Annotated in this window: 24 protein-coding genes; 15 read left to right on the top strand and 9 right to left on the bottom strand. The window is 56.6% G+C overall.

Annotated elements, in window-relative coordinates:
- Window positions 1-12 precede the first annotated feature (12 nt).
- Window positions 13-585 (bottom strand): DedA family protein, encoded by a 573-nt coding sequence (locus tag AC4ICF_RS15670; RefSeq protein ID WP_316379379.1) that lies wholly within the window; start codon window positions 583-585, stop codon window positions 13-15.
- Window positions 586-742: 157 nt separating this feature from the next.
- Here AC4ICF_RS15670 and AC4ICF_RS15665 point away from each other — a divergent pair, with 157 nt between their 5' ends.
- The gene (locus tag AC4ICF_RS15665) at window positions 743-1,330 is read left to right on the top strand and encodes a Yip1 family protein (RefSeq protein ID WP_116338716.1); all 588 of its coding nucleotides are present in this window, start codon (window positions 743-745) and stop codon (window positions 1,328-1,330) included.
- A gap of 167 nt (window positions 1,331-1,497) precedes the next feature.
- Complete coding sequence (pbpG, locus tag AC4ICF_RS15660) at window positions 1,498-2,421, top strand: D-alanyl-D-alanine endopeptidase (RefSeq protein ID WP_316379380.1); 924 nt, start codon at window positions 1,498-1,500, stop codon at window positions 2,419-2,421.
- Window positions 2,422-2,517: 96 nt separating this feature from the next.
- Here the strand turns inward: pbpG and AC4ICF_RS15655 are convergent, their stop codons facing one another.
- Entirely contained in the window at window positions 2,518-3,072 is a 555-nt protein-coding gene (locus AC4ICF_RS15655; RefSeq protein ID WP_316379381.1) for a GNAT family N-acetyltransferase, read from the bottom strand.
- A 112-nt stretch (window positions 3,073-3,184) separates the two neighbouring features.
- On the bottom strand, window positions 3,185-4,933 hold the full coding sequence (gene dld / locus AC4ICF_RS15650; RefSeq protein WP_166711787.1) for a D-lactate dehydrogenase: 1,749 nt from the start codon (window positions 4,931-4,933) through the stop codon (window positions 3,185-3,187).
- 189 nt (window positions 4,934-5,122) lie between these two features.
- Between dld and bglX the strand changes: the two genes are divergently transcribed.
- The 5 genes from bglX to AC4ICF_RS15625 all read left to right on the top strand — a co-directional run bounded on the left by bglX (window position 5,123) and on the right by AC4ICF_RS15625 (window position 11,319).
- The gene (gene bglX, locus AC4ICF_RS15645; protein WP_192983109.1) at window positions 5,123-7,420 is read left to right on the top strand and encodes a beta-glucosidase BglX; all 2,298 of its coding nucleotides are present in this window, start codon (window positions 5,123-5,125) and stop codon (window positions 7,418-7,420) included.
- A 147-nt stretch (window positions 7,421-7,567) separates the two neighbouring features.
- Window positions 7,568-8,485 (top strand): glycine betaine ABC transporter substrate-binding protein OsmF, encoded by a 918-nt coding sequence (gene osmF / locus AC4ICF_RS15640; protein WP_116338726.1) that lies wholly within the window; start codon window positions 7,568-7,570, stop codon window positions 8,483-8,485.
- A 12-nt stretch (window positions 8,486-8,497) separates the two neighbouring features.
- Complete coding sequence (locus AC4ICF_RS15635) at window positions 8,498-9,655, top strand: ABC transporter permease (RefSeq protein WP_316379384.1); 1,158 nt, start codon at window positions 8,498-8,500, stop codon at window positions 9,653-9,655.
- Window positions 9,648-10,598 carry an ABC transporter ATP-binding protein gene (locus AC4ICF_RS15630; RefSeq protein WP_116338730.1) on the top strand — a complete coding sequence of 317 codons (951 nt, stop codon included), beginning with the start codon at window positions 9,648-9,650 and terminating at the stop codon, window positions 10,596-10,598. Before AC4ICF_RS15635 ends, AC4ICF_RS15630 begins: the two co-directional genes overlap by 8 nt.
- The gene (locus tag AC4ICF_RS15625; protein ID WP_163330229.1) at window positions 10,582-11,319 is read left to right on the top strand and encodes an ABC transporter permease; all 738 of its coding nucleotides are present in this window, start codon (window positions 10,582-10,584) and stop codon (window positions 11,317-11,319) included. The genes AC4ICF_RS15630 and AC4ICF_RS15625 overlap by 17 nt, the downstream gene beginning before the upstream one ends.
- Here the strand turns inward: AC4ICF_RS15625 and AC4ICF_RS15620 are convergent.
- Together AC4ICF_RS15620 and mlrA are read right to left on the bottom strand one after the other, a co-directional pair.
- On the bottom strand, window positions 11,294-11,407 hold the full coding sequence (locus tag AC4ICF_RS15620) for a protein YohO (protein WP_008500895.1): 114 nt from the start codon (window positions 11,405-11,407) through the stop codon (window positions 11,294-11,296). The genes AC4ICF_RS15625 and AC4ICF_RS15620 overlap by 26 nt on opposite strands.
- A 69-nt stretch (window positions 11,408-11,476) precedes the next feature.
- Entirely contained in the window at window positions 11,477-12,217 is a 741-nt protein-coding gene (gene mlrA / locus AC4ICF_RS15615) for an HTH-type transcriptional regulator MlrA (protein ID WP_116338734.1), read from the bottom strand.
- Between the two features lie 218 nt (window positions 12,218-12,435).
- On the opposite strand from mlrA, the gene AC4ICF_RS15610 reads away from it, so the two are divergent.
- From AC4ICF_RS15610 to AC4ICF_RS15600, 3 genes are read left to right on the top strand one after another with little or no spacing between them, the layout of a single operon-like run.
- Window positions 12,436-14,121, top strand: coding sequence for a LytS/YhcK type 5TM receptor domain-containing protein (locus AC4ICF_RS15610; RefSeq protein WP_316379385.1), 1,686 nt, complete (start codon window positions 12,436-12,438; stop codon window positions 14,119-14,121).
- On the top strand, window positions 14,115-14,834 hold the full coding sequence (gene btsR / locus AC4ICF_RS15605) for a two-component system response regulator BtsR (protein ID WP_116338738.1): 720 nt from the start codon (window positions 14,115-14,117) through the stop codon (window positions 14,832-14,834). The genes AC4ICF_RS15610 and btsR overlap by 7 nt, the downstream gene beginning before the upstream one ends.
- Before the next feature lie 46 nt (window positions 14,835-14,880).
- A complete protein-coding gene (locus AC4ICF_RS15600) occupies window positions 14,881-15,351 on the top strand; it encodes a YehS family protein (RefSeq protein ID WP_023312442.1) in 471 nt (156 codons plus the stop codon).
- Between the two features lie 94 nt (window positions 15,352-15,445).
- On the opposite strand, the gene metG is transcribed toward AC4ICF_RS15600, so the two are convergent.
- Complete coding sequence (gene metG / locus AC4ICF_RS15595; RefSeq protein WP_320720916.1) at window positions 15,446-17,479, bottom strand: methionine--tRNA ligase; 2,034 nt, start codon at window positions 17,477-17,479, stop codon at window positions 15,446-15,448.
- Window positions 17,480-17,616: 137 nt separating this feature from the next.
- Between metG and apbC the strand changes: the two genes are divergently transcribed.
- Window positions 17,617-18,726 (top strand): iron-sulfur cluster carrier protein ApbC, encoded by a 1,110-nt coding sequence (apbC, locus tag AC4ICF_RS15590; RefSeq protein WP_316379387.1) that lies wholly within the window; start codon window positions 17,617-17,619, stop codon window positions 18,724-18,726.
- 89 nt (window positions 18,727-18,815) lie between these two features.
- On the opposite strand, the gene AC4ICF_RS15585 is transcribed toward apbC, so the two are convergent.
- Together AC4ICF_RS15585 and AC4ICF_RS15580 are read right to left on the bottom strand one after the other, a co-directional pair.
- Window positions 18,816-19,271 carry a GNAT family N-acetyltransferase gene (locus AC4ICF_RS15585; protein ID WP_316379388.1) on the bottom strand — a complete coding sequence of 152 codons (456 nt, stop codon included), beginning with the start codon at window positions 19,269-19,271 and terminating at the stop codon, window positions 18,816-18,818.
- Complete coding sequence (locus tag AC4ICF_RS15580) at window positions 19,246-19,578, bottom strand: RcnB family protein (RefSeq protein ID WP_008500887.1); 333 nt, start codon at window positions 19,576-19,578, stop codon at window positions 19,246-19,248. The genes AC4ICF_RS15585 and AC4ICF_RS15580 overlap by 26 nt, the downstream gene beginning before the upstream one ends.
- Window positions 19,579-20,052: 474 nt before the next feature.
- Between AC4ICF_RS15580 and AC4ICF_RS15575 the strand changes: the two genes are divergently transcribed.
- The 4 genes from AC4ICF_RS15575 to AC4ICF_RS15560 are packed head-to-tail and all read left to right on the top strand — an operon-like array spanning window position 20,053 to window position 24,410.
- Window positions 20,053-21,192 carry a polysaccharide export protein gene (locus AC4ICF_RS15575; RefSeq protein ID WP_439209947.1) on the top strand — a complete coding sequence of 380 codons (1,140 nt, stop codon included), beginning with the start codon at window positions 20,053-20,055 and terminating at the stop codon, window positions 21,190-21,192.
- A complete protein-coding gene (locus tag AC4ICF_RS15570) occupies window positions 21,192-21,641 on the top strand; it encodes an arsenate reductase/protein-tyrosine-phosphatase family protein (RefSeq protein WP_269837419.1) in 450 nt (149 codons plus the stop codon). The genes AC4ICF_RS15575 and AC4ICF_RS15570 overlap by 1 nt, the downstream gene beginning before the upstream one ends.
- Window positions 21,641-23,857: a polysaccharide biosynthesis tyrosine autokinase gene (locus AC4ICF_RS15565; RefSeq protein WP_316379390.1), complete on the top strand. Its 2,217-nt coding sequence runs from the start codon at window positions 21,641-21,643 to the stop codon at window positions 23,855-23,857. The genes AC4ICF_RS15570 and AC4ICF_RS15565 overlap by 1 nt, the downstream gene beginning before the upstream one ends.
- A 37-nt stretch (window positions 23,858-23,894) precedes the next feature.
- Entirely contained in the window at window positions 23,895-24,410 is a 516-nt protein-coding gene (locus AC4ICF_RS15560; protein WP_316379391.1) for a protein disulfide oxidoreductase, read from the top strand.
- A 36-nt stretch (window positions 24,411-24,446) separates the two neighbouring features.
- On the opposite strand, the gene AC4ICF_RS15555 is transcribed toward AC4ICF_RS15560, so the two are convergent.
- Window positions 24,447-25,913 carry a pyridoxal phosphate-dependent decarboxylase family protein gene (locus AC4ICF_RS15555; RefSeq protein WP_116338744.1) on the bottom strand — a complete coding sequence of 489 codons (1,467 nt, stop codon included), beginning with the start codon at window positions 25,911-25,913 and terminating at the stop codon, window positions 24,447-24,449.
- Window positions 25,914-25,917 lie beyond the last annotated feature (4 nt).

Raw genomic sequence — 25,917 nt, 5'->3', positions numbered from 1 at the left:
GGCCGCACCAGGCTACTCCTCATCCCGCACCTTTTCCCGATACCGCATCCACAGCCTGACCCCAATCACCGCCACAACCACCAGAATCAACCACGCCCAGTGCTTCAGGTGCTGGTCTAGATTATGCAGCCACGGGCCAATCACCTCGCCGCCTGCATAACCGAGCGTCGTGAAGATCAGCGACCAGGCTATCGCGCCAAGAATATTCAGCGGCAGGAAAATTTTTGGCGGCAGGCGGCTGGCGCCAATCAGTATCGGCCCGATAACCCTGAAGCCGTACATAAAGCGGGTGCCAATCACGAACAGGTAAGGATGGCGCTGGATCAGGCGCTGCGCGCGGTTGATTTTCTTTTTGTGTTTAGCGAAACGCTTGAGCAGCGTCGGGCCAAAGCGCAGCCCCAGGAAGTAGAGCAGCTGATCGCCAATCATGCCGCCCAGCGCGACCGCGGCGACGACCAGCGGGAACTTCAGTAAGCCCTGATGCGCGGCGACGCCCCCTAGCAGCGTGATGGTTTCACCTTCCGCCACGCTGCCGATGACCAGCGCGGCATATCCATATTGTTCAATGAGCGCGTTAATATCCATTACGTAAATATTATCTCCCTCTGCGTGTCTCGTTTAATCATATACCCCATGAATCAACCGCGCGGCAATCAACGGAAATTTCCCACTGTACATAAAATAATCTAAAGCCTGCATTATACTTAAGGTATCGCTGACGGGCCGACAACAAGGGGGCGCTATGAACCATGTCTGGGGACTTTTCTCCCATCCCGATCGTGAGATGCATGTCATCAAAAGTGAGAACGAAACGGTCTCGCATCATTACACGCACCATGTGCTGCTCATGGCTGCGGTGCCGGTAATATGCGCGTTTATTGGCACAACACAAATTGGCTGGAACTTCGGTGACGGCACCGTGGTGCAGCTTTCCTGGTTTACCGGGCTCTATCTTGCCATTCTCTTTTATGGCCTGATGCTGGCCGGGGTGGCGGTTATGGGACGCGTCATTCACTGGATGGCGCGTAACTATCCGCAACGCCCATCGCTGGCACACTGTATGATCTTCGCCGGATACGTCGCGACCCCGCTGTTCTTAAGCGGTATTGTTGCGCTCTATCCACTGGTCTGGCTGTGCGCGCTGATCGGTACCATTGCCCTCTTTTATACCGGATATCTGCTGTATGTGGGCGTTCCTACCTTCCTCAATATCAATAAAGAAGAGGGCCTGAGCTTCTCCGGCTCGACGCTTGCCATCGGGGTGCTGGTGCTGGAGGCGTTACTGGCGCTGACGGTTATTCTTTGGGGTTATGGATACCGTCTCTTCTAAGCTCACTGCATTGCTGGCGTAAATGCCAGCAATGCAGCATCTGTTCACGATTATCCGCTGGCGACAAAGCACGGTGACCGCTATGATGCCGAAGCCAGCCTGTGTTTATCCGTCGACACAGGCGGTGTACGTCATTACGTGCGTGAATAATTATCAGAAGTCTCACCATGCTGAAATTTCGAGTCTCTTTACTTAGCCTGGCGCTGCTGCTGGGCGCGTCAGCTGCTGTGCCAGCCGTCGCCAAAACGCCCGCGGTGACCGCCGCTGCTGCCCAGCCGCAAATTGCGTCCGGCAGCGCGATGATTGTCGATCTCAACACCAATAAGGTGATTTACGCCAGCCACCCGGACCTGGTGCGCCCTATTGCCTCAATAACCAAATTAATGACCGCGATGGTGGTGCTTGATGCACATCTGCCGATGGACGAAAAGCTGAAAGTGGATATCAGCCACACGCCGGAGATGAAAGGGATCTACTCCCGCGTGCGCCTGAACAGCGAAATCAGCCGTAAAAATATGCTGCTGCTGGCGCTGATGTCATCCGAAAACCGCGCGGCGGCGAGCCTGGCGCACCACTATCCTGGCGGTTACGACGCGTTTATCCGCGCGATGAACGCCAAAGCCAAAGCGCTGGGGATGAGCAATACCCATTTTGTTGAACCGACGGGGCTGTCGATTAACAACGTCTCCACGGCCCGCGATCTGACGAAACTGCTGATTGCCAGCAAGCAGTACCCGCTGATTGGTCAGCTCAGTACCACCCGTGAAGAGATGGCGACCTTTGCGAACCCGGCCTACACGCTGCCGTTCCGCAATACTAACCATCTGGTGTACCGGGATAACTGGAACATTCAGCTAACGAAAACGGGCTTTACCAACGCGGCAGGACACTGTCTGGTGATGCGCACGGTGTTTAACGGTAAGCCGGTGGCGCTGGTGGTGATGGATGCCTTCGGCAAATATACCCACTTTGCGGATGCGAGCCGCCTGCGTACCTGGATTGAGACCGGGAAAGTGCAGCCCGTTCCGGCTGCGGCATTGACGTATAAAAAGCAGAAAGCGGAGCAGATGGCGACGGCGCAGAACGATTAGGTAAAAGCAAAACGGTAACGCATGTTACCGTTTTTTATGTTTTCTCCCTCTCCCTGTGGGAGAGGGCCGGGGTGAGGGCACCAGACCGCACTGCTTTTATTCCGGCAGCGTCCAGTCCCCATCGTTGAGCGGGCGCTGCATTATCACCGTATCCCGCCAGTCGCCTTTCTTATACCCCACGCTGCGCAGCTGACCGACAATCTCGAAGCCGTTTTTTTTATGCAGCCGCAGCGATCCGGCATTATTATTGCCATCTCCCACAACAGCAATCATCTGCCGCCACGGGCCTTGCTCGCAGCGTGCGATTAGCGCGCTCATTAATGCGGTGCCAAAACCGCGTCCGGTCATGCTGGCGTCCACGTAAATCGACTCTTCCAGGGTATAGCGATAGGCGTGTCGCGGTCGATAAGGGGCGGCGTAGCAGTAGCCCACCACGATCCCGCGGTACAGCCCGACAAGCCACGGTAAACCGTTCTCGGCCACGCTTTTCATGCGCTGACGCATTTCGTCGATGGTGGGGGGAACTTCTTCGAACGACGCGCGTCCGTGAAGCACATGCCAGGCGTAAATGGCGGCGATGGCATGCACATCATCGGGAAGGGCGTCGCGCACTTCCAGTTCGGTTTCGGATAAAACATCAACAGCCGACATGACGTGCCCGCTCCTCGTTATCGAATGCCGGAGAAAGGTTTCTCCGGCGACTGAACGCTACTCTATTACGATTACGGCGCGCGAAACAATCTCTCAAATTTGGCTGTAGGGTTTAATCAGACGCTTGCGTTATGTGCTGCTCCGCGTCTGCACTTTCTTGCCAGTATTTCTTCCGCGTTGTTTTCCCTATACCGGGGTTCATACTGTTTGTAGGGTCATTCTCGCGATAAAACTGCTTAAGTGCGTCAGGGGCTTTATAAAGATGCCCAACGTTGTGTTCCGCAGGATATTGTGCGCCGCGCTCGCGCAGCAGGGCGAGCATCTGCTCCTTCAGTTCGTGTGCATCGACCCCTTTTTTGACGATGTAATCCTGATGGAAAACGTAGCACATAAAGTGGCCGTAATAGAGCTTGTGCACCAGCTTGCTGTCAATTTCCGGCGGCAGGTGCTCGAACCATTCGGTGTCGTTTCTTCGCAGGGCGATATCCAGCGCCAGAATATCTTCCACCTCTTCGGAATGTACCGCCTGGTAACGGATGGCGGCACCCGCGGCGGCGAAGCGGTGCAGGAAGGCTTTGCTGCCTTCTTCCGGCGTACAGGCGAAGAAATCCCCCTCGGCGGTTTTGAAGAACTCGGTGAGCCAGCTCTGCGCTTCGGCAATCCCGTCCCCGGCCATTTTCAGCAGCAGATGATGTTCGTACTTATCACGCCAGGTTTTCATTCGCTCCGGCAGATGCGCAGGGAAAACGTTCCCCAGCTTCTGCATAAAGCGGTCGGTAAAGTGGGGCTTGAACAGCGACACCTTCTCCAGCATCGCGTCGGTGCGGCCCTTCATGGTGAAGAAGAACGGCATTTTGTCAGTGCCGAGCTTGTCGATCATCAGGAAGGTGTCTTTCCCGTAGCGCTCCGCGATGTCGTAAATGTCACGGTGCATATACTCGCCCGCCACGGGAAGGTGGGTGAATTCACCGAGAATATGACGGCGGATCTCCGTCAGAACCTCAGGCTGATTGGTGCCGATGTAAAACACCTGCTGCTTTTTCTCCGCCGGGAAGGTATCAAGGCGTACGGCAAAAACGGCCAGCTTGCCCGCGCAGCCTGAGGATTCAAACAGGCGGTCCGGGTCGGCGTTATAGCGCGCCGGGGTGTCGGCTTCGATATCGCGCACGCGGGTGACGTAATCGTGATCGTGCGCGTGGCGACCGTCGTGCTGTACGTCTTCGTCCCTCACGCGGTCGTCGTCGAGCTTGCTGAGGATCTGTTCCGGCGTTACGCCCAGATCGATGCCCAGGTGGTTCACCAGCGTCAGCTTGCCGTTTTCGTCGATACGGGCAAACAGCGACATTTCGGTGTAGGCCGGGCCGCGCTGTACCAGCGAGCCGCCGGAGTTATTGCAGATCCCGCCCACCACCGAGGCGCCAATGCAGGAGGAGCCGATCACCGAGTGCGGTTCGCGTCCCAGCGGCTTAAGCGCTTTTTCGAGGGAGTAGAGCGTGGTGCCGGGGAACGCGAGCACCTGCTCGCCTTTGTCCAGCAGGTGCAGCTTGTCGAGGCGCAGGGTACTGATAATCACGATATCGCGATCATAATCGTTGCCGTTCGGCGTAGAGCCTTCGGTCAGGCCGGTATTGGCCGCCTGCATTAAAATAATCTTATCGGCGGCAACGCAGGCGCTCAGCACGCGCCACAGCTCCAGCAGCGTGCCGGGGAAGACCACCGCCAGCGCCTCGCCCTGACCGGAGCGGAAACCCTTACGGTAGCGGGCGGTTTTGGCCGGGTCAGTAAGCAGGTGAGAGGAGCCAACCAGGCGCGACAGTTCGTTAATAAAAGTCTTGTTATCGTCAGTTCGAACAGAAGTCATCTTCCACTCCTTGTGGTGGGGCAAATTTCTCGCTGTAAAGCATAGCGCGATTAACTGTTCAACGGTCGAGTATTCACGAGAAAAATCAGAGAATAACCCTGCAACGTTCAGAGGGTTTGTGGCACACTGCGCTTTTCGCACGGTCTGGCCGGGTGCTTCCCACGGTTATTGATGAGAGAGAATAACAACATGAAATGGCTATGTTCTGTAGGTGTCGCCGTCAGCCTGGCGCTGCAACCTGCGCTGGCAGAGGATTTGTTTGGTAATCACCCGCTCACGCCTGAAGCCCGCGACGCGTTTGTCACGGAGTTGCTTAAGAAGATGACGGTCGATGAAAAAATCGGCCAGTTGCGTCTGATCAGCGTCGGCCCGGATAACCCGAAAGAGGCCATCCGCGAGATGATCAAAGAGAATCAGGTGGGCGCGATTTTTAACACCGTCACCCGTCAGGATATCCGTAAAATGCAGGATCAGGTGATGGAACTCAGCCGCCTGAAAATCCCTCTGTTCTTCGCCTATGATGTGGTGCACGGCCAGCGTACCGTCTTCCCCATCAGCCTCGGCCTGGCCTCCTCCTTTAACCTCGACGCGGTGAAAACCGTCGGGCGCGTGTCTGCCTATGAAGCGGCGGACGACGGCCTGAACATGACCTGGGCGCCGATGGTGGACGTTTCGCGCGATCCACGCTGGGGCCGCGCCTCGGAAGGCTTCGGTGAAGATACCTTTTTAACGGCCACGATGGGCAAAACCATGGTGGAAGCGATGCAGGGCAAAAGTCCGGCGGACCGCTACTCGGTGATGACCAGCGTCAAACACTTCGCGGCCTACGGCGCCGTCGAGGGCGGTAAAGAGTACAACACCGTCGACATGAGCCCGCAGCGCCTGTTTAACGACTACATGCCGCCGTACAAGGCAGGTCTGGACGCGGGCAGCGGCGCGGTGATGGTGGCGCTGAACTCGCTAAACGGCACGCCAGCGACCTCCGATTCCTGGCTGCTGAAAGACGTCCTGCGCGACCAGTGGGGCTTTAAGGGCATCACCGTTTCCGACCACGGCGCGATTAAAGAGCTGATCAAACACGGTACGGCGTCCGACCCGGAAGACGCGGTGCGCGTGGCGCTCAAGTCCGGCATTAACATGAGCATGAGCGATGAGTACTACAGCAAATACCTGCCGGGGCTGGTGAAGAGCGGCAAGGTAACTATGGCGGAGCTGGACGATGCCGCGCGCCACGTGCTGAACGTGAAATACGACATGGGGCTGTTTAACGATCCTTACAGCCATCTGGGCCCGAAAGATTCGGATCCGGCAGACACCAATGCCGAAAGCCGCCTGCACCGCAAAGAAGCGCGTGAAGTGGCGCGCGAAAGTCTGGTGCTGCTGAAGAACCGCCTCGATACGCTACCGCTGAAAAAATCTGGCACCATTGCTGTGGTCGGCCCGCTGGCTGACAGCAAGCGCGACGTGATGGGCAGCTGGTCTGCTGCGGGCGTGGCCGATCAGTCCGTCACCGTCCTGACCGGCATCAAGAGCGCCGTCGGTGAAAACGCCAAAGTGGTGTACGCCAAAGGGGCGAACGTCACCGACGATAAAGACATCGTCACGTTCCTTAACCAGTACGAGGAAGCGGTTAAGGTCGATCCGCGTACGCCGAAGGAGATGATTGACGAAGCTGTCAACACCGCGAAGCAGTCCGATGTGGTTGTCGCGGTCGTGGGGGAAGCGCAGGGTATGGCGCATGAAGCCTCCAGCCGCACCGACATCACCATCCCGCAGAGCCAGCGCGATCTGATCGCCGCCCTTAAGGCCACCGGCAAACCGCTGGTGCTGGTGCTGATGAACGGCCGTCCGCTGGCGCTGGTGAAAGAAGACCAGCAGGCTGACGCCATTCTGGAAACCTGGTTCGCCGGTACCGAAGGCGGTAACGCCATCGCCGATGTGCTGTTTGGTGATTACAACCCGTCTGGCAAGCTGCCTATGTCCTTCCCGCGCTCCGTCGGGCAGATCCCTGTCTACTACAGCCACCTGAACACCGGTCGCCCGTACAACGCCGACAAGCCGAACAAGTACACGTCTCGTTACTTCGACGAAGCTAACGGCCCGCTCTATCCGTTTGGTTACGGCCTGAGCTACACCACCTTTAAGGTCTCTGACGTGAAAATGTCGGCGCCAACCCTGAAGCGTGACGGCAAAGTTACCGCCAGCGTTGAGGTGACCAACACCGGCAAGCGCGAAGGGGCAACGGTGATTCAGATGTACGTGCAGGATGTGACTGCGTCGATGAGCCGTCCTGTGAAGCAGCTGCGCGGTTTCGAAAAGGTTGATCTTAAACCTGGCGAAACCAAAACCATCAGCTTCCCGATTGACGTGGACGCGCTGAAGTTCTGGAATCAGCAGATGAAATATGATGCGGAACCGGGCAAGTTTAACGTCTTTATCGGGGTGGATTCCGCCCGCGTGAATAAAGGCGAGTTCGAGCTGCTGTAACCTTTCCTTCCCTTTGCATCCCCCGACTTCCGGGGGATGCGTCTTACCTTATGCTAAAAAGGCATTTTGCCGGGTAAATCCGCCGTTTTAAGCTACGCTTTTCTCTCAAGCCTCTGAAAAAGGCGATAAAAAAATGAGGACAGCGGAATGACGATTAAAACGGGGATGGTAGCTTCTGCGGTGCTACTCGCAGCGCTAAGCCTGCCGCTACAGGCGGCGGAGCCGGTAAAAGTGGGCTCAAAGATCGATACCGAGGGCGCGCTGCTCGGAAATATTATTCTCCAGGTGCTGGAAAGCCACGGCGTGAAAACCGTCAATAAAGTTCAGCTGGGCACCACGCCCGTTGTGCGCGGCGCGATTACCTCCGGCGAGCTGGATATCTACCCTGAATACACCGGCAACGGCGCGTTCTTCTTCAAAGACGAAAACGATCCGGCATGGAAAAATGCCAAAGCTGGGTATGAAAAAGTCAAAAAACTCGACGCAGAGCAGAACAAGCTGGTCTGGTTAACCCCGGCCCCGGCTAACAATACCTGGACTATCGCCGTGCGTAAGGACGTGGCGGAGAAAGGTAAGTTGACTACGCTTGCGGATCTCAGCCGCTATCTGAAAGAGAAGGGCGATTTTAAGCTTGCGGCCTCCGCGGAGTTTATCGAGCGTCCTGACGCGCTACCCGCGTTCGAAAAAGCGTACGACTTCAAGCTCGACCAGGCGCAACTGCTTTCGCTCGCGGGCGGGGATACCGCGGTAACCATCAAAGCGGCGGCGCAGCAAACCTCTGGCGTTAACGCGGCGATGGCCTACGGCACCGACGGCCCGGTAGCGGCGCTCGGCCTGCAAACCCTGACCGATCCTAAAGGCGTACAGCCAATTTACGCCCCGACCCCGGTAGTGCGTGAGGCGGTGCTGAAAGCCTATCCGGAGATTGCCGACTGGCTCAAACCGGTCTTCGAAAAGCTGGATGAAAAAACGCTGCAGCAGCTGAATGCCAGCATTGCCGTCGAGGGACTGGATGCCAAAAAAGTGGCCGCCGACTTCCTGAAACAACAAGGGCTTGTGAAGTAACGGGAAAGGGCTGTGCCAATAAAATGTCATAACCGCGTACTGCTGCTGTTGGCCTGCGTGGCCATCGCGGCGGTCGCGTTACCGTTTGTGAACGTCGCGCCTAACCGCCTGATGTCGGGGGAAGGGCGCTATATCTGGGAAGTGTGGGCGTTCACGCCGTGGTGGCTGGCGGCGGCGCTGGGCGCGTGGATTGCACTGTCGCTCTGGCAATGGCGCACGGCGCAGTGGCTGACGCTGCTCCTCGCTGAAGGGCTGTTTATCATCCTGTTCTGGGGCGCCGGGCAGGCGGCGACGCATATGACGTCGGCGGAAAGTCCGCTGGCGAGAACCACGGTGGGTAGCGGCCTCTGGCTGTGGCTGGCGCTGTGTCTGCTGGCCAGTAGCGATGCCATTCGTCGACTCATCTCCAGCGCCGTCTGGCGCTGGGTGCTCAACGCGCAGATATGGTGCATTCCATTGTTCCTGCTGTTCAGCGGGGAACTAAATAACCTCTCGCTGTTAAAAGAGTACGCCAACCGTCAGGAGGTGTTTGATGATGCCCTGGCGCAACATCTGACAATTCTTTTTGGCACGCTGATCCCGGCTCTGCTGCTTGGGATACCGCTCGGAATGTGGTGTTATCGTCATCCTTCACGCCAGGGTGGGGTCTTTGCCGTGCTCAATGTCATCCAGACTATTCCCTCCGTTGCGCTGTTTGGCCTGCTGATTGCGCCCCTGGCCGGGCTGGTGAAGTCGTTTCCTGCGCTGGGCGCGGTGGGCATCGCCGGAACGGGGTTAACGCCCGCGCTGATTGCGCTGGTGCTATACGCGCTGCTTCCGCTGGTGCGCGGCGTGGTCGCGGGATTAAGCCAGGTCGCGCCGGATGTGCTGGAAAGCGCCCATGCGATGGGCATGAGCGCGCGACAGTGTTTCTGGAGGATTCAGCTCCCGCTGGCGCTGCCCCTGCTGCTGCGCAGCCTGCGGGTGGTGGCGGTCCAGACCGTCGGCATGGCAGTGATTGCCGCGCTGATTGGGGCGGGCGGCTTTGGCGCGCTGGTATTCCAGGGGCTGCTGAGCAGCGCCCTCGATCTGGTGTTATTGGGTGTGGTTCCCACCATTGCGCTGGCGGTTGTCGTCGACGCGCTGTTTGCCTTATGGCTCGCGCTGCTCAGGAGAAGAGCCAATGATTGAATTTCATGATGTCAGTAAAACCTTTGCCGGTCGCCCGGCGGCGAGCCACCTGAACCTGAACTTTGCCGAGGGCGCGTTTTCCGTGCTGATTGGCACATCGGGTTCGGGAAAATCCACCACGCTGAAGATGATCAACCGGCTGGTTGAGCACGACAGCGGCCTGATCCGCTTTGCCGGAGAAGAGATCCGCAGCCTGCCGGTGCTGGAGCTGCGCCGCCGGATGGGCTATGCCATTCAGTCTATCGGCCTGTTTCCGCACTGGACGGTGGCGCAGAACATCGCCACCGTGCTGCAGCTGGAGAAATGGTCGCGGGCTAAAATCGCTGACCGCGTTGATGAACTCATGTCTCTGCTGGGGCTGGAGCCCGCGCTGCGCGATCGCTATCCGCACCAGCTCTCCGGTGGGCAGCAGCAGCGCGTGGGCGTGGCGCGCGCGCTGGCGGCCAACCCGCAGGTGCTGCTGATGGATGAACCCTTCGGCGCGCTGGATCCGGTCACGCGCGGGGCGCTGCAGGCGGAGATGACCCGCATTCACCGCATTCTCGGTCGAACTATCGTCCTCGTGACGCACGATATTGATGAAGCCCTGCGCCTGGCCGACCATCTGGTGCTGATGGACCACGGCGAGGTGGTGCAGCAGGGCGCGCCGCTTGAGCTATTAACCTGGCCGAAGAACGACTTTGTGCGCGAGTTTTTTGGCCGCAGCGAGCTGGGCGTGAGGCTGCTCTCACTGCGGACGGTTGGTGACTATATGCGTCCCGAGGAGACAGCGGTGAGCGGCGAACCGCTACAGGAGCAGATGAGCCTGCGGGACGCCCTCTCCGCGTTTGTCGCGCGCCGGTGTGAAGTCCTGCCCGTGGCGGATGCCCGGGGCGCGCCGTGCGGAAGCCTGCATTTTCGCGATCTGCTGGCCGGGGAGGTGACGCGTGAAGGCACTGCGTGATCCGCTCCTCTGGCTGGCAGCGCTCTTTGTCGCCTTACTGTTTCTGATGCCCCACAGCGCGGCGCTGTTTAACGCCCTTTTTCCCGGGCTGCCGCGGCCGGTCTATCAGCAGGAGAGCTTTATCAACCTCGCCCTGGCACATCTCTGGCTGGTGGCGCTCTCAAGCGTCATCGCGGTGGTGCTGGGAGTAGGGGCAGGCATTGCGGTCACGCGACCTGCGGGCCGGGAGTTTCGTCCGCTGGTGGAGACGGTTGCGGCCATTGGGCAGACGTTTCCGCCGGTGGCGGTGCTGGCGATAGCGGTGCCGGTGATGGGTTTTGGTCAGCAGCCCGCGATTATTGCGCTGATTTTATACGGCGTGTTGCCCGTTCTCCAGGGCACGCTGGCGGGCGTTGCGGCGGTCCCTGCGTCTGTATTAAGCGTGGCGGAAGGAATGGGGATGAGCCGCTGGCAGCGGCTTCGCAAGGTAGAACTACCGCTTGCGGCACCGGTTATTATTGCCGGGATCCGCACGTCGGTGATTATTAACATCGGGACTGCGACCATTGCGTCTACGGTCGGTGCCAATACGCTGGGAACGCCAATCATCATCGGCTTAAGCGGGTTTAATACGGCTTATATTGTGCAGGGGGCGGTGCTGGTCGCGCTGGCAGCCATCGTCGTCGATCGCCTTTTTGAGCGGCTGGCGCTGTACCTCAGCCGACACCGCCACGAACGATAAACGAGTACCCGGCCAGCATCACGCCGCCGATACCGCTTACGGCCATCAGGACAAAAAGGGTAATAATGGCGAGTTTGGTTGCCTTCATCATGTGCTCCTGTTGTTAACGGAACAATTATACGGTGAAGCGCAGCTGTTAATGAACCATTAAATGCCGTTATGGTTCATCCGGACCCAGGGAATAAACGGGATAACCGTGCTCACGCCATTCCGTCAGCAGCTGTTGCTGCGAGGCGGACGGCACTTCGCCGCACCAGACCAGCAGGGTCTGGCCGTCGAAAAACTCGGGTTTGAGCTGCCCCAGCGAGTGCGCAAGGACATCCACGCGCCAGCCCTTTTGGGTGGCGATCCACGCTTCCAGCCACAGACGGGTGGTATCGTGCACGTTCCAGCCGACCACCAGCGCATCTTTTCCGGCCTTGTTCTTCGCCGAGGCAAGACAGACGGCAATATAGTTAATCAGCACCCCGTCAAGCATGCTGAGCAGCGCCTGCAGGGTAGACTGCTGGCACTGCAGGCGTCGACGGAGCGGAATGAAAAGATGGGTGATAAGCGTTTTCGCCGGATAATCGCGCCCCTGCTCTTTGATCCAGGCGCGCAGGCGCTGCAGGTTACCGGCCTGCAGGAGCCGCAGCAGGGTTTCCTGCTGTTCACGCCAGAGGTGTTGCGTGTCCGGGTCGTCGTGGCTCAGCAGGGACTTCACTTTGCCGACCTGCACCCCGTTGTCGATCCAGCTTTTGATTTCGCGGATCCGGTCGATATCGGCATCGTTGAAAAGACGATGACCACCGTCCGTTCTCTGCGGTTTGAGCAATCCATACCGTCGCTGCCACGCCCGTAGGGTAACGGGATTGATATCACAAAGGAGTGCCACTTCACCGATTGTGTAAAGCGCCATATTTGCCCCCTGGCTTACGCGTCCCCAGCTTAACTGTAGACCCACTTTGCCGAACCAGGAAGGGGTGGTTAATTTTTAGACAAATAATGCGAAGCATGCGCGATATGCAGAAAAAGGTGTGATAACGGACACGATTTTACGCTTTTATGGGATGCTTCAAAGAAAGTTCATCCGCATCCGTGTATGTTACGCGTTTTTTAGCGTGTGCGGTTTTGAGTATGTACGAGTTTAACCTGGTGCTGCTGTTGCTTCAGCAGATGTGCGTGTTTCTGGTCATTGCCTGGCTGATGAGCAAAACGCGTCTTTTCATCCCGCTGATGCAGGTTACCGTACGCCTGCCCCACAAGCTGCTCTGCTATGTCACCTTCTCTATTTTTTGCATCATGGGGACCTATTTTGGTCTCCATATCGAAGACTCTATTGCCAATACGCGCGCCATCGGCGCGGTGATGGGCGGGCTGCTGGGCGGCCCGGTCGTCGGTGGCCTTGTGGGGCTGACCGGCGGACTGCATCGCTATTCCATGGGTGGGATGACAGCGCTCAGCTGCATGATCTCCACGATCGTCGAGGGGCTGCTCGGTGGCCTGGTGCACAGCTATATGATTAAGCGCGGTCGCCCGGATAAAGTCTTTAGCCCGCTTACCGCCGGGGCCATTACCTTTGTGGCCGAAATGGCGCAGATGGCGATCATTCTGCTGATTGCGCGTCCGTTCGAGGATGCGCTGCACCTGGTCAGCAATATTGCCGCCCCGATGATGGTGACCAACACCGTCGGCGCGGCGCTGTTTATGCGTATTCTGCTCGACAAGCGCGCTATGTTCGAAAAATACACCTCGGCCTTTTCCGCCACGGCGCTGAAGGTTGCCGCCTCGACCGAAGGGATCCTGCGTCAGGGGTTTAACGAAGAGAACAGCATGAAGGTCGCGCAGGTACTCTACAAGGAGCTTGATATCGGCGCCGTTGCCATTACCGATCGCGAAAAGCTGCTGGCGTTTACCGGCACCGGGGACGATCATCATCTTCCTGGCAAACCGATCTCTTCGACCTACACGCTGCGCGCTATTGAAACGGGTGAGGTGGTGTATGCCGACGGTAACGAAGTGCCTTACCGCTGCTCGCTGCACCCGCAGTGCAAGCTGGGCTCCACGCTGGTCATTCCGCTGCGCGGGGAAAATCAGCGGGTGATGGGCACCATCAAGCTGTATGAGGCGAAAAACCGTCTGTTCAGCTCCATCAACCGCACGCTGGGGGAGGGGATAGCCCAGCTTCTTTCCGCGCAAATCCTCGCCGGGCAGTATGAGCGGCAGAAAGCCCTGCTGACGCAGTCTGAAATTAAGCTGCTACATGCCCAGGTCAATCCGCATTTCCTGTTCAATGCCCTCAACACGCTCAAAGCGGTGATCCGCCGCGACAGCGATCAGGCCGCGCAGCTGGTGCAGTTTCTGTCGACCTTTTTCCGCAAGAACCTGAAGCGGCCCTCTGAGATCGTGACCCTCGCCGACGAGATTGAGCACGTGAATGCCTATCTGCAGATTGAGCAGGCGCGGTTTCAATCCCGTCTGCAGGTGTCGCTCTCCGTTCCGGATGAGCTTGCGCATCAGCATCTTCCGGCCTTTACCCTGCAGCCTATTGTGGAGAATGCCATCAAGCACGGTACCTCGCAGCTTCTGGGGACAGGGGAGGTCATCATCGCCGCCAGCCGTTTTAACCATCATCTGGTGCTGGATATTGAAGATAACGCCGGGCTTTACCAGCCTTCCGCCTCCGGCGGTTTAGGGATGAGCCTGGTGGATAAACGTCTGCGCGCCCACTTTGGCGATGACTGTGGCATTACCGTTGCCTGTGAGCCCGACCGATTTACCCGTATTACCGTTCGACTGCCGCTGGAGGAAAACGCATGTTAAGAGTGCTGATTGTGGATGACGAGCCGCTGGCACGGGAAAACCTGCGCGTTCTGCTGCAGGAGCAGCCAGATATTGAGATTGTGGGAGAGTGCGCCAACGCCATTGAGGCCATCGGCGCGGTGCACAAACTGCGCCCTGACGTGCTGTTCCTGGACATTCAGATGCCGCGCATCAGCGGGCTGGAGATGGTCGGCATGCTCGACCCGGAGCATCGTCCCTACATCGTGTTTCTGACGGCGTTCGACGAGTATGCCGTTAAGGCTTTTGAGGAACACGCGTTTGATTATTTACTCAAGCCGATTGAAGAGAAGCGCCTGGAAAAAACGCTCAGCCGTTTACGCCAGGAGCGAACCGTTCAGGACGTTACGCTGTTGCCGGAGAACCAGCAGCCGCTGAAATTTATCCCCTGCACCGGGCACAGCCGGATTTATCTTCTGCAGATGGATGATGTGGCGTTTGTCAGTAGCCGCCTGAGCGGGGTGTTTGTCACCAGCGCGGAAGGGAACGAAGGGTTCACCGAACTGACCCTGCGCACGCTGGAGAGCCGCACGCCGCTGCTCCGCTGCCATCGCCAGTATCTGGTGAACATGGCGCACCTGAAGGAGATCCGCCTGGAAGATAACGGCCAGGCCGAGCTGGTGCTGCGTGCCGGGCAAACGGTGCCCGTCAGCCGTCGCTACCTGAAGAGTTTGAAAGAGGCGATTGGCCTGTAAAACTGGTACACTGCGCGCCATTGCATCATCGACATTCGAAGGCTCTATGCTAAGTAACGATATTCTTCGTAGCCTGCGCTACACCCTGAAAGCAAACAATAACGACATGGTGCGCATTCTTGCGCTGTCCGACATGGAATCCACGTCTGCAGGTTTCGATACCTGGATGACCAAAGAAGATGAAGAGGGCTTCGTTCGCTGCCCGGACATCATTCTGTCGGGTTTCCTGAACGGCCTCATTTACGATAAGCGTGGCAAAGATCCGGCCGCGCCGGAGCTGGCGCTGGAGCGTCGCGTGAACAACAACACGGTGCTGAAAAAGCTGCGTATCGCGTTCTCGCTGAAAACGGACGATATTGTGGCGATCATGACGGAGCAAAAATACCGCGTATCCGTGCCGGAAGTGACCGCCATGATGCGCGCGCCGGATCATAAAAACTACCGCGAGTGCGGCGACCAGTTTCTGCGCAATTTCCTGCGCGGGCTGACCCACCGGGTACATCACCCTAAGGCGTGAATGCGGCATGGGTGCGGCATGATGCCCTCACCCCGGCCCTCTCCCACAGGGAGAGGGAGAACAAAAAAGCCGGAGATTATCTCCGGCTTTTTTATTATTTCACCTGCTGGCCCGGCTTCGCGCCTTCGTCAGGGCTTAACAGGAAGATATCTTTCCCGCCAGGGCCTGCGGCCATCACCATCCCCTCAGAGATGCCGAAGCGCATTTTGCGCGGCGCCAGGTTCGCCACCATTACGGTCTGACGACCGATCAGCACCTGCGGGTCCGGGTAGGCTGAACGGATGCCGGAGAAGACGTTACGCTTCTCGCCGCCCAGATCCAGCGTCAGGCGCAGCAGCTTGTCAGAACCTTCCACGAACTCCGCGTTTTCAATCAGCGCCACGCGCAGGTCGACTTTCGCGAAATCGTCGAAGGTGATGGTTTCCTGAATCGGATCGTCAGCCAGCGGGCCGGTTACCGGTGCCGCCGCCGCTTTCACTTCTTCTTTAGAGGCTTCGACCAGGGCTTCAACCTGCTTCATTTCGATGCGGTTATAGAGCGCTTTAAAGGTGTTCACCTTGTGGCCGAGCAGCGGCTGCTGGATAGCGTCCCAGGTCAGTTCAGTATTCAGGAACGCTTCAGCGCGGGCTGCCAGCTGCGGCAGAACCGGCTTCAGCCAGGTCATCAGCACGCGGAACATGTTCAGACCCATGGTGCAGATTGCCTGAAGGTCGGCGTCACGGCCTTCCTGTTTCGCGACAACCCACGGGGCCTGCTCGTCCACATAGCGGTTGGCAACATCGGCCAGCGCCATGATTTCACGAATCGCTTTACCGAACTCACGGCTTTCCCAGGCTTCGCCAACCGCAGCGGCAGCATCGGTGAAGGTTTTATACAACTCAGGATCGGCCAGTTCGGCAGAAAGCACACCGTCAAAGCGTTTGGCGATAAACCCTGCGTTACGGGACGCCAGGTTCACCACCTTGTTCACGATATCCGCGTTCACGCGCTGCACGAAATCTTCCAGGTTCAGGTCGATATCATCGATACGGGAAGAGAGCTTCGCGGTGTAGTAGTAGCGCAAGCTGTCCGCGTCGAAATGGTTCAGCCAGGTGCTGGCCTTAATGAACGTCCCGCGAGACTTGGACATCTTCGCGCCGTTCACCGTTACGTAGCCGTGTACGAACAGGTTGGTTGGCTTGCGGAAGTTACTGCCTTCCAGCATTGCCGGCCAGAACAGGCTATGGAAGTAGACGATGTCTTTACCGATGAAGTGGTACAGTTCGGCGTCGGAATCCTTCTTCCAGTATTCGTCGAAGCTGACGGTGTCGCCCCGCTTGTCGCACAGGTTCTTGAACGAGCCCATGTAGCCGATTGGCGCATCCAGCCAGACGTAGAAGTATTTGCCCGGCGCGTTCGGGATTTCGAAGCCGAAGTACGGCGCATCGCGGGAAATATCCCACTGCTGCAGGCCGGATTCGAACCACTCCTGCATCTTGTTCGCCACCTGCTCCTGCAGCGCGCCGCTGCGGGTCCACGCCTGCAGCATTTCGCTGAAGGACGGCAGGTCGAAGAAGAAGTGCTCGGAATCACGCATCACAGGCGTGGCGCCGGAAACCACGGATTTCGGCTCGATAAGCTCGGTCGGGCTGTAGGTCGCGCCGCAGACTTCGCAGTTATCGCCGTACTGGTCCGGGGATTTACATTTCGGACAGGTGCCTTTGACGAAACGGTCCGGCAGGAACATGCCTTTTTCCGGATCGTACAGCTGAGAGATAGTGCGGTTTTTGATAAAACCGTTCTCTTTCAGACGGGTGTATATCAGCTCCGACAGCTCGCGGTTTTCGTCGCTGTGCGTGGAGTGATAGTTGTCATAGCTGATGTCAAAGCCAGCAAAATCGGTCTGATGCTCCTGACTCATTTCGGCAATCATCTGCTCCGGGGAAATCCCCAGCTGCTGCGCTTTCAGCATGATAGGCGTGCCGTGGGCGTCGTCAGCGCAGATGAAGTTAACCTCGTGGCCGCGCATTCGCTGGTAACGGACCCAGACATCAGCCTGGATATGCTCCAGCATGTGGCCGAGGTGGATTGAGCCGTTGGCGTACGGCAGGGCGCACGTTACCAGAATTTTTTTCGCGACTTGAGTCATAGTAGGCATTACTTCTTTTAACTGTGAAAAGGGTTTTCGATATTACCAAAAGGGGCATTATTAAGTAAGCACAAACCGCGGCCTTTCAGGTAAACTTGTTTGCCTAAGGTCTTATTCACAAGAACAAAGGAGTCGGGATGAGTTCTCAATCCCAGGCCAAATCACCGGAAGCCTTACGAGCAATGGTCGCCGGGACGCTGGCTAACTTTCAGCATCCAACCCTGAAACATAACCTCACTGCGCTGAAAGCGTTACACCACGTCGCATGGCTGGACGATACATTGCACATTGAGCTGCAGATGCCGTTCGTCTGGACCAGCGCTTTTGACGCGCTGAAAGAGCAGACCAGCGCTGAGCTGCTGCGCATTACCGGTGCAAAAGCGATTGACTGGAAGCTGAGCCACAGCATCGCCACGCTGAAGCGTGTGAAAAATCAGCCGGGCGTCAACGGGGTGAAAAACATCATCGCCGTGAGTTCAGGTAAGGGTGGGGTGGGTAAATCATCTACCGCCGTAAACCTTGCGCTCGCGCTGGCGGCGGAAGGAGCAAAGGTCGGTATTCTGGATGCCGATATCTACGGTCCTTCTATTCCAAACATGCTGGGTGCGGAAAATCAGCGTCCAACCTCACCTGACGGCACGCATATGGCACCGATCGTGGCGCACGGTCTGGCGACTAACTCCATCGGTTACCTGGTGACCGACGACAACGCTATGGTCTGGCGCGGCCCAATGGCCAGCAAAGCGCTGCTGCAGATGCTGCAGGAAACGATGTGGCCGGATCTGGATTATCTGGTGCTGGACATGCCGCCGGGCACCGGTGACATACAGCTGACGCTGGCGCAGAACATTCCGGTAACGGGCGCCGTCGTGGTCACCACGCCGCAGGATATCGCACTGATCGACGCCAAAAAAGGCATCGTGATGTTTGAGAAAGTGGAAGTGCCGGTGCTCGGCATCGTCGAGAACATGAGCATGCACATCTGCAGTAACTGCGGACACCACGAACCTATCTTCGGTACGGGTGGGGCGGAAAAACTGGCGGCACAGTATCACACCCAACTGCTGGGGCAGATGCCGCTGCATATTTCCTTGCGTGAAGATCTGGACAGCGGGAAACCGACGGTTGTCAGCCGTCCGGACAGCGAATTCGCGGAGATGTATCGCCAGCTGGCGGGGCGCGTTGCGGCGCAGCTCTACTGGCAGGGTGAAGTGATCCCGGGTGAAATCGCCTTCCGCGCGGTGTAACGCCTCTGCGCCTTAGTGCCGGGTGGCGGCTTCGCCTTACCCGGCCAACTACGATCGTGTAGGTCAGGTAAGCGTAGCGCCACCTGACGTTAACTCAGCCGATAGTGCATCAAATAATATTCTCCTTCCGGAGAATTCCCCGTCGCCTCGATGTGCCAGCCGTGGCGCTGGTAAAATGCAACCGCCCGCGCATTCTTCACCAGACACTTAAGCGAACCCGTACTGGTAAACGTCTTTTGTACGTGCTCAAGCAACACATGTCCGACGCCCAGGCTCTGATACTGCGGATCGACAAACAGGTTGTGCAGGAAATTATCGTTCGTCCAGACGGAGGCAAAACCCAGGCGATGCCCGTTCTGAACAGCAACCCAAATCACTTCGTCACGGGTTGCCGCGTCAAAGTCTTCAAGCCGCCAGTCTGCACTGTCCAGCCATGGCCAGGCTTCACGCCGGGCGTGGAGGTAGAGCGTGCGCAGGAAAGGTCGGTCACTTTCCTGCCAGGGACGAATCAAAATTGCGTTAGCGGTGATAGAAAATATCTCCATTGTAGGCTTTGTAGATCTTGCCATCAGCATCGCCGATCAGCACATAGTTCTCACCCATATAGGTCCAATGGGTTCCGGCATCCGGCGCCGGCAGGTTACGCAACTGGTACTGTTTAATGGTGTACTCCGGCGTTTGATACTGCGCCGGTGCCGTATCGCCGATTTTGAACTTCGTGAAATCCGCGATGAACTCTTGTTCTTCATAGGCCTTGATGCCAGATGGCGCAGCGGCGGTTTGCGGGGCAGAGAATGCGGATCCCGCCAGAGACAGTAGTACACCCAGAAGCAGCAATTTACGCTTAGCCATTTTTTCTCCAGTGATATCGTTACAGATACTTTTTGTCTGCGGGTACACAGCACAAGGCAGACAGTCCATTTTAAGTATCAAAGCATGATGTGTTTGATAAAAAATGTAACAAAAGTGGAGGGTTTTGTGTAGTCGATTACGGTGATGGCCATCATTTTGGTGAATGTTGATCGCGAGGCATATTTATTTTTTTTATTGTTTTATTAATCTTTTCTGAAAATAACTTTTTGTGTCCAAATTGCGCTGTTAAGCGAATGCTTTCGCGAGTGATAACATTTAATATCGCGCCGCATAAAGTGTTATTGGTCTCCGTTTTCTTGCGCAATTGTGCGCTGTCTTTAACTTTTTAAAGAACAGCGGATTTGTGCTTTTTAGTGTTGTGGGCTGATAATAAATAATTATATTTCAAGGTGTTGCTTGCATTTTTTTACGAGTTAAATACCCGGCGCAACGATAAATCAACATTTTATATAAATGAAAAATACAACTGCTTTTTTACTATCCTTTCTGACGCTCAGCCAGCTAACAGGATGTGTATTTTCACCAGGCCAGAACTTAAGTCTTTCCGGGAAAAAAATCACGCCCGGTGAAGAAATTAACGATCCGCTGGAAAAACGCGTGGAGATTTTTCCTTTAAGCCCTGGGTTAATTGAAAAACTGCGTCCACCCATTTCTAAATCTCAGGCAAATCCTAATCTGGATGAACAACTCAAAAACTGGGAATACCGCATTGGATCAGGGGACATTCTGACCGTCACCGTCTGGGATCACCCTGAACTCACGACGCCCGCAGGGCAATACCGTAGCGCGAGCGACGCGGGTAACTGGGTTAACGCTGATGGCACGCTCTTCTATCCTTACGTCGGCAGGCTGAAAGTGGCGGGCAAAACGGTTTCGCAGGTACGTGAGGAGATCACCGCGCGGCTGGATAAGTTCATTGAGAGCCCGCAGGTAGACGTCAGCGTCGCCTCCTTCCGTTCTCAAAAAGCCTATATCACCGGAGAGGTTGAGAAATCGGGCCAGCAGCCAATAACCAATATTCCGTTGACGGTAATGGATGCGGTGAACGCCGCGGGCGGTCTCTCTGCGGATGCCGACTGGCGTAACGTCGTGCTTACGCATGATGGCCAGGATTCGCGGCTTTCACTTTATGCCCTGATGCAACATGGCGATTTGACCCAGAATAAGCTGCTTTATCCGGGCGATATCCTGTTTGTTCCCCGGAACGACGCGCTGAAAGTGTTTGTGATGGGCGAGGTGGTTAAGCAGAGCACGCTTAAGATGGATCGTAGCGGCATGACGCTGGCCGAAGCCTTGGGGAGTGCCGGCGGGCTGAACCAGAATATGGCCGATGCAACCGGTATTTTTGTTATTCGCCCGGTTTCACGAAAAGGCGAGAAAGACAAAATCGCCAACATCTATCAGCTCAATGCGGAAGATGCCTCAGCCATGGTGCTGAGTACTGAATTCCAGCTGGAACCGTACGACATTGTCTATGTCACGACGGCACCGCTTTCACGCTGGAATCGTGTGATCACCCAGCTGGTACCCACCATCAGTGGCGTACATGACCTGACCGAAACCGTCCGTTACATCAGGTCGTGGCCGCAATAATGTTCAATTCAATTCTCGTGGTTTGCACCGGCAATATTTGCCGTTCACCGATTGGTGAGCGGCTGTTGCGCCAGCAGCTACCCGACACGCAGGTATCCTCGGCAGGTATTTTCGGACTCTCAGGACGCCCGGCGGATGCGGCTGCAAAGGCAGTCGCCTTACGACATGGGGTTTCGCTGGAAGGTCACGTGGCGCGTAAGGTCACGCGTTATCTGTTACAAAAATCCGATTTGATTCTGGTGATGGAGCCAGAGCATCTCCGTTTTATTGCCTCTGTGGCACCGGAGAATCGGGGGAAATCGCTATTGTTTGGTCAGTGGCTGGAAACAAAGGACATTCCCGACCCGTATCGCAAAAGCCGGGAAGCCTTCGAATATGTTTTCGAGCAGCTAGGAAAAGCCAGCCAGGAATGGGCTCGTCGTTTGCGTCAACAAGGAATGAAGCAGTAATGTCGTCTCATAAATCAGACAAATATGGTGCGGCAACACCGCATAATAATGAAATTGATCTCATTCAGCTGTTGGCTGAGATGTTTGATCATCGGGTAATGATAGCGTGCGTCACGCTCCTGTTCACCGTATGCGCCGGGATCTATGCCTATAGCATCACACCGATCTATCAGGCCGATGCCCTTGTACAGATAGAAGCGAAGCAGGACAACTCGTTGCTCAAAAGCTTAAGCCAGTTTGGTACCGATCTTTCACCTGATGTTGCACCCGAACTCTTGCTGCTCAAATCGCGGATGATTCTGGGAGAGACCGTTGACAAGCTGGGGCTAACGTACAGCGTTAAACGGCGCGTGCTGCCCGTCATTGGGCCGCTACTGGAACGAGGGCAAAAAGCCGGTGAATTGACAATTGGCGCGCTTACCATTCCTCCTCTGGAAGATAAGCCGCAGGAACTTTTACTGACCGTTAAGGACCAGGGCCGGTATCACCTCGAAGGAAAAACGCTTGAGGCTGATGGCATTGTCGGGAAAACGCTGGTTAAAGACGGAGTAACGCTTCTTGTCACCTCCCTCAGTGCGGCACCAGGAACCCAATTTGTTCTCAAAACCGTCACAAAGCTCGAGGCAATTAACGCCCTTCAGCGTCGGCTCATTGTTTCGGAGTCGGCGAAGCAGAGCGGAATGATCGCCTTAACGCTGACGGGAGAGGAGCCTGACAAGATCGCCGCGGTGCTTAACACCATTGCTGAAAATTATCTCAGCCAGAATATTGCGCGCCAGGAAGCTAAAGATACCCGTAGCCTGACATTTTTACAGGATCAACTGCCTAAAATCAGCCGCGAACTGGATGAAGCCGAAGCACGGCTGAACGCCTACAGAGAGCAACGCGATTCTGTCGATTTATCCCTTGAGGCGAAGACGGTTCTTGATCAGGTTGTTAACGTGGAAAATCAGCTTAACGAGCTGACGTTCCGCGAAGCAGAAGTTTCTCAGCTTTTCAAAAAGGATCATCCTACCTACCGCGCCTTACGGGAAAAAAAACAGACCCTGGAGCAGGAACGTACGCGCCTGAATAACCGCGTCTCAGCCATGCCTTCTACGCAGCAGGAAATTTTACGTTTAAGCCGTGACGTTGAGTCCGGGCGCACCATCTACCTGCAGCTGTTGACGCGCCAGCAGGAGCTGAATATCTCACGCTCCAGTGCCATTGGAAACGTGCGGATCATTGACCCTGCAGTAACGCAGCCGGCCCCAGTCAAACCGCGCAAAGTGATTATCATTATGCTCGGTATGCTGGTGGGATTGATGCTCTCAGCAGGAACGGTGTTGGTTCGCTCTGCGTTTAAACGGGGCATCACCTCGTCTGAACCGCTGGAAGCGCAGGGAATGCTTCTTCTGGCTACGCTCCCGCGTTCGGTCTGGCTATGGAAAAAAACGCATTTGCGCAGGAGAACGCTGTTTGCTTCCCACTGGAAGCACAGGACGTCAAACATACCCTTCCTGCCCGTTGACCGACCGGCTGATATGTTTGTCGAGGCGGTGCGCGGGTTACGCACCAGTCTGCATTTTACCATGATGGATGCCGCAAATCGGGTCGTTGTGATTTCAGGTCCGTCGCAGGACTGCGGAAAGACCCTGGTGAGTACCTCACTGGCATCGATTGCGGCTCAGGCCGGACAGCGCGTGCTGTTCATTGATGCGGATATGCGCAAAGGATATGTCCACAATATTTTCAAACTGAACAACCGCCATGGATTGTCCAGCGTGCTGGGGGGAAGCGTAGAGTGGCAGGATGCAATTCAACGCTTCGAGAAAGGAGGCTTTGACGTGTTGACCTGTGGACCACAACCTTCGCATCCTTTGGAGCTGCTTATGAATGAGCGTTTCCAGACGGTAATGTCGCGAATAGACAAAGAGTACGACATCGTGATTGTCGACACGCCACCGGTGCTGGCCGTAACGGATGCGCTACTCGTCGCCAGAGCCGCGGCAACCACGTTGCTGGTGGCCCGTTTCGGTAAAACCAGCGTTAAAGAGATCGAGAACTGCCGGAAGCGCCTGCAACAGATGGGCGTGCAGGTTGAAGGTGCGATTCTCAATGATATTGTGAAATCCGCGGCGTTCTATTACCACTCGGGGTATAGCCATTACGACTACGGCGGCTACACCCCGGAAAAAAAGCGACGCGACACTTCTTTACAGCATGACGCCGAATAGCCCGTTAAGATGACCTCCGTTAAATCGAGAGGTCATAATGGATAACCGTAAATTGAGTCGCCTGCGCCGCTGGGCGCGGGAAGGGATCATACTCATTCTGCTTACGCTGGCGGTCATGTGGGGTGTGGATCAATACCGAAAGCCGTCATTACCCGCCAGCTTTAGCGCAACGCCAATGCAGAGCATCGACGGTAACATTCACGATATCGCGGCGCTCAGCCAGGAGCACCCGCTGCTGATTTACGTCTGGGCAACCTGGTGCAGCATCTGTCGCTATACAACTCCTGCGGTCGATAAGCTGGCAAAAGAGGGCGGTAACGTCGTGAGCGTTGCCATGCGCTCCGGTGATAATGCAAAGCTTGCCCGCTGGGCTGAAAAGAAAAACCTGAGTATGCCGGTAATTAACGATGCAAGCGGCGCCTTGTCTCAGCAGTGGCAGGTGAGCGTAACGCCAACGCTGGTGATTGTGTCAAAGGGGAACGTTGTCAGCGCCACAACGGGCTGGACGAGCTACTGGGGATTGAAAATCAGAATGTGGTGGGCAGGCGTATAAAGATAACCCCTCTCCCGACGGAAGAGGGGTTTTGTATTACTTAGCCAGAACTTCCTGCGCGGTGCGCTCAACCAGCGACAGCAGGATTTTGATATCCTCCAGCGTCACGGTTGGGTTCAGCAGGGTCAGCTTCAGGCAGGTGATGCCGTTATGTTCGGTCACACCAACGTTTGCACGGCCGGATTCCAGCAGCGCATCACCAATTTTCTGGTTCAGCAGGGCGATGCCCGCGTCGTCCGTCTGCACCTGTCCGCGGAAGCGGAACAGCACACTTGCCAGCTGCGGCTGCATAACCAGTTCCAGAGCAGGCTGCTCCTTCACGTAGGCCGCAACCTGCTGTGCCAGCGTCACGCCGTGATCGATGATTGCCGCGTATTGCTCCTGACCCAGCGCTTCCAGACTCATCCACAGCTTCAGCGCATCGAAACGACGAGTGGTCTGCAGGGATTTGGACACGAGGTTAGGCACGCCCGCTTCTTCGTCGAACTCGGAGTTCAGGTATGCCGCCTGATAGCGCATCAGCTCATAGTGACGCGCTTCTTTCAGCAGGAACGCGCCGCAGCTGATGGTCTGGAAGAACTGCTTGTGGAAGTCCAGCGTTACGGAATCCACCAGCTCGATGCCGTCCAGATAGTGACGATACTGCTCAGACATCAGCAGCGCGCCGCCCCAGGCTGCATCAACGTGTACCCAGATGTTCTGCTTCGCCGCCAGTTCAGCGATCGCGCGCAGTGGGTCGATCGCACCGGCATCGGTGGTACCCGCCGTTGCGACAATCGCCAGAATCTGTTCGCCGTTCGCGTTGCACTGCTCGATTTTCGCCGCCAGATCGGTCAGATCCATGCGGGAGAATTCATCCGTTTTCACCTGCACCACGGACTGGTAGCCCAGACCCATCAGCGCCATGTTTTTCTGTACGGAGAAGTGCGCGTTTTCGGAGCACAGTACGCGGATCTTGCGCAGATCGCCCACCAGGCCGTCCTGCTGAACGGAGTGACCCTGACGCGCGAAGAACGCGTCGCGGGCCAGCATCAGGCCCATCAGGTTGCTCTGGGTACCGCCGCTGGTGAAGACACCCGCGTCGCCAGCCTGATAACCCACGCGGGTACGCAGCCATTCGATCAGTTTGATCTCAATAATGGTTGCGGACGGGCTTTGATCCCAGGAGTCCATACTCTGGTTAGTGGCGTTGATCAGCACTTCCGCCGCCTGGCTTACCACCAGGCTTGGGCAGTGCAGGTGCGCCACACACTGCGGGTGATGGACGGACAAGCTGTCTTTCAGGAAGAACTCAACGGCGCGTTCAATCGCCGCTTCGTTGCCCAGCCCTTTCGGGTTGAAATCCAGCTTAATACGGTCGCGCAGCTCCGCGACCGTTTTGCCCTGGTACATCTCAGGCTGTTTCAGCCACTGCATCACAGCCTGAGTGCTTTGTTCAATCGCCTGCTGGTAAGCTTCAATGCTCTGTGCAGAGGAGAACAAAATTGGGTTTGAATCAGACATCGTA

This window comes from Enterobacter sp. ECC_219_Taxon_10 (assembly GCF_058354905.1).
Note: the sequence above shows the minus strand (reverse complement) of the source record. Positions and strands in the feature narration are given on the sequence as shown.

Coding starts and splice junctions, on each gene's coding strand:
- AC4ICF_RS15575 (WP_439209947.1), top strand. CDS start 20,053: ATGAAAAATACAACTGCTTTTTTACTATCCTTTCTGACGCTCAGCCAG.
- osmF (WP_116338726.1), top strand. CDS start 7,568: ATGACGATTAAAACGGGGATGGTAGCTTCTGCGGTGCTACTCGCAGCG.
- AC4ICF_RS15600 (WP_023312442.1), top strand. CDS start 14,881: ATGCTAAGTAACGATATTCTTCGTAGCCTGCGCTACACCCTGAAAGCA.
- AC4ICF_RS15570 (WP_269837419.1), top strand. CDS start 21,192: ATGTTCAATTCAATTCTCGTGGTTTGCACCGGCAATATTTGCCGTTCA.
- AC4ICF_RS15580 (WP_008500887.1), bottom strand. CDS start 19,578: ATGGCTAAGCGTAAATTGCTGCTTCTGGGTGTACTACTGTCTCTGGCG.
- AC4ICF_RS15655 (WP_316379381.1), bottom strand. CDS start 3,072: ATGTCGGCTGTTGATGTTTTATCCGAAACCGAACTGGAAGTGCGCGAC.
- bglX (WP_192983109.1), top strand. CDS start 5,123: ATGAAATGGCTATGTTCTGTAGGTGTCGCCGTCAGCCTGGCGCTGCAA.
- AC4ICF_RS15665 (WP_116338716.1), top strand. CDS start 743: ATGAACCATGTCTGGGGACTTTTCTCCCATCCCGATCGTGAGATGCAT.
- AC4ICF_RS15585 (WP_316379388.1), bottom strand. CDS start 19,271: ATGGAGATATTTTCTATCACCGCTAACGCAATTTTGATTCGTCCCTGG.
- mlrA (WP_116338734.1), bottom strand. CDS start 12,217: ATGGCGCTTTACACAATCGGTGAAGTGGCACTCCTTTGTGATATCAAT.
- btsR (WP_116338738.1), top strand. CDS start 14,115: ATGTTAAGAGTGCTGATTGTGGATGACGAGCCGCTGGCACGGGAAAAC.
- AC4ICF_RS15670 (WP_316379379.1), bottom strand. CDS start 585: ATGGATATTAACGCGCTCATTGAACAATATGGATATGCCGCGCTGGTC.
- AC4ICF_RS15620 (WP_008500895.1), bottom strand. CDS start 11,407: ATGAAGGCAACCAAACTCGCCATTATTACCCTTTTTGTCCTGATGGCC.
- pbpG (WP_316379380.1), top strand. CDS start 1,498: ATGCTGAAATTTCGAGTCTCTTTACTTAGCCTGGCGCTGCTGCTGGGC.
- AC4ICF_RS15610 (WP_316379385.1), top strand. CDS start 12,436: ATGTACGAGTTTAACCTGGTGCTGCTGTTGCTTCAGCAGATGTGCGTG.
- metG (WP_320720916.1), bottom strand. CDS start 17,479: ATGACTCAAGTCGCGAAAAAAATTCTGGTAACGTGCGCCCTGCCGTAC.
- AC4ICF_RS15630 (WP_116338730.1), top strand. CDS start 9,648: ATGATTGAATTTCATGATGTCAGTAAAACCTTTGCCGGTCGCCCGGCG.
- apbC (WP_316379387.1), top strand. CDS start 17,617: ATGAGTTCTCAATCCCAGGCCAAATCACCGGAAGCCTTACGAGCAATG.
- AC4ICF_RS15560 (WP_316379391.1), top strand. CDS start 23,895: ATGGATAACCGTAAATTGAGTCGCCTGCGCCGCTGGGCGCGGGAAGGG.
- AC4ICF_RS15565 (WP_316379390.1), top strand. CDS start 21,641: ATGTCGTCTCATAAATCAGACAAATATGGTGCGGCAACACCGCATAAT.
- dld (WP_166711787.1), bottom strand. CDS start 4,933: ATGACTTCTGTTCGAACTGACGATAACAAGACTTTTATTAACGAACTG.
- AC4ICF_RS15555 (WP_116338744.1), bottom strand. CDS start 25,913: ATGTCTGATTCAAACCCAATTTTGTTCTCCTCTGCACAGAGCATTGAA.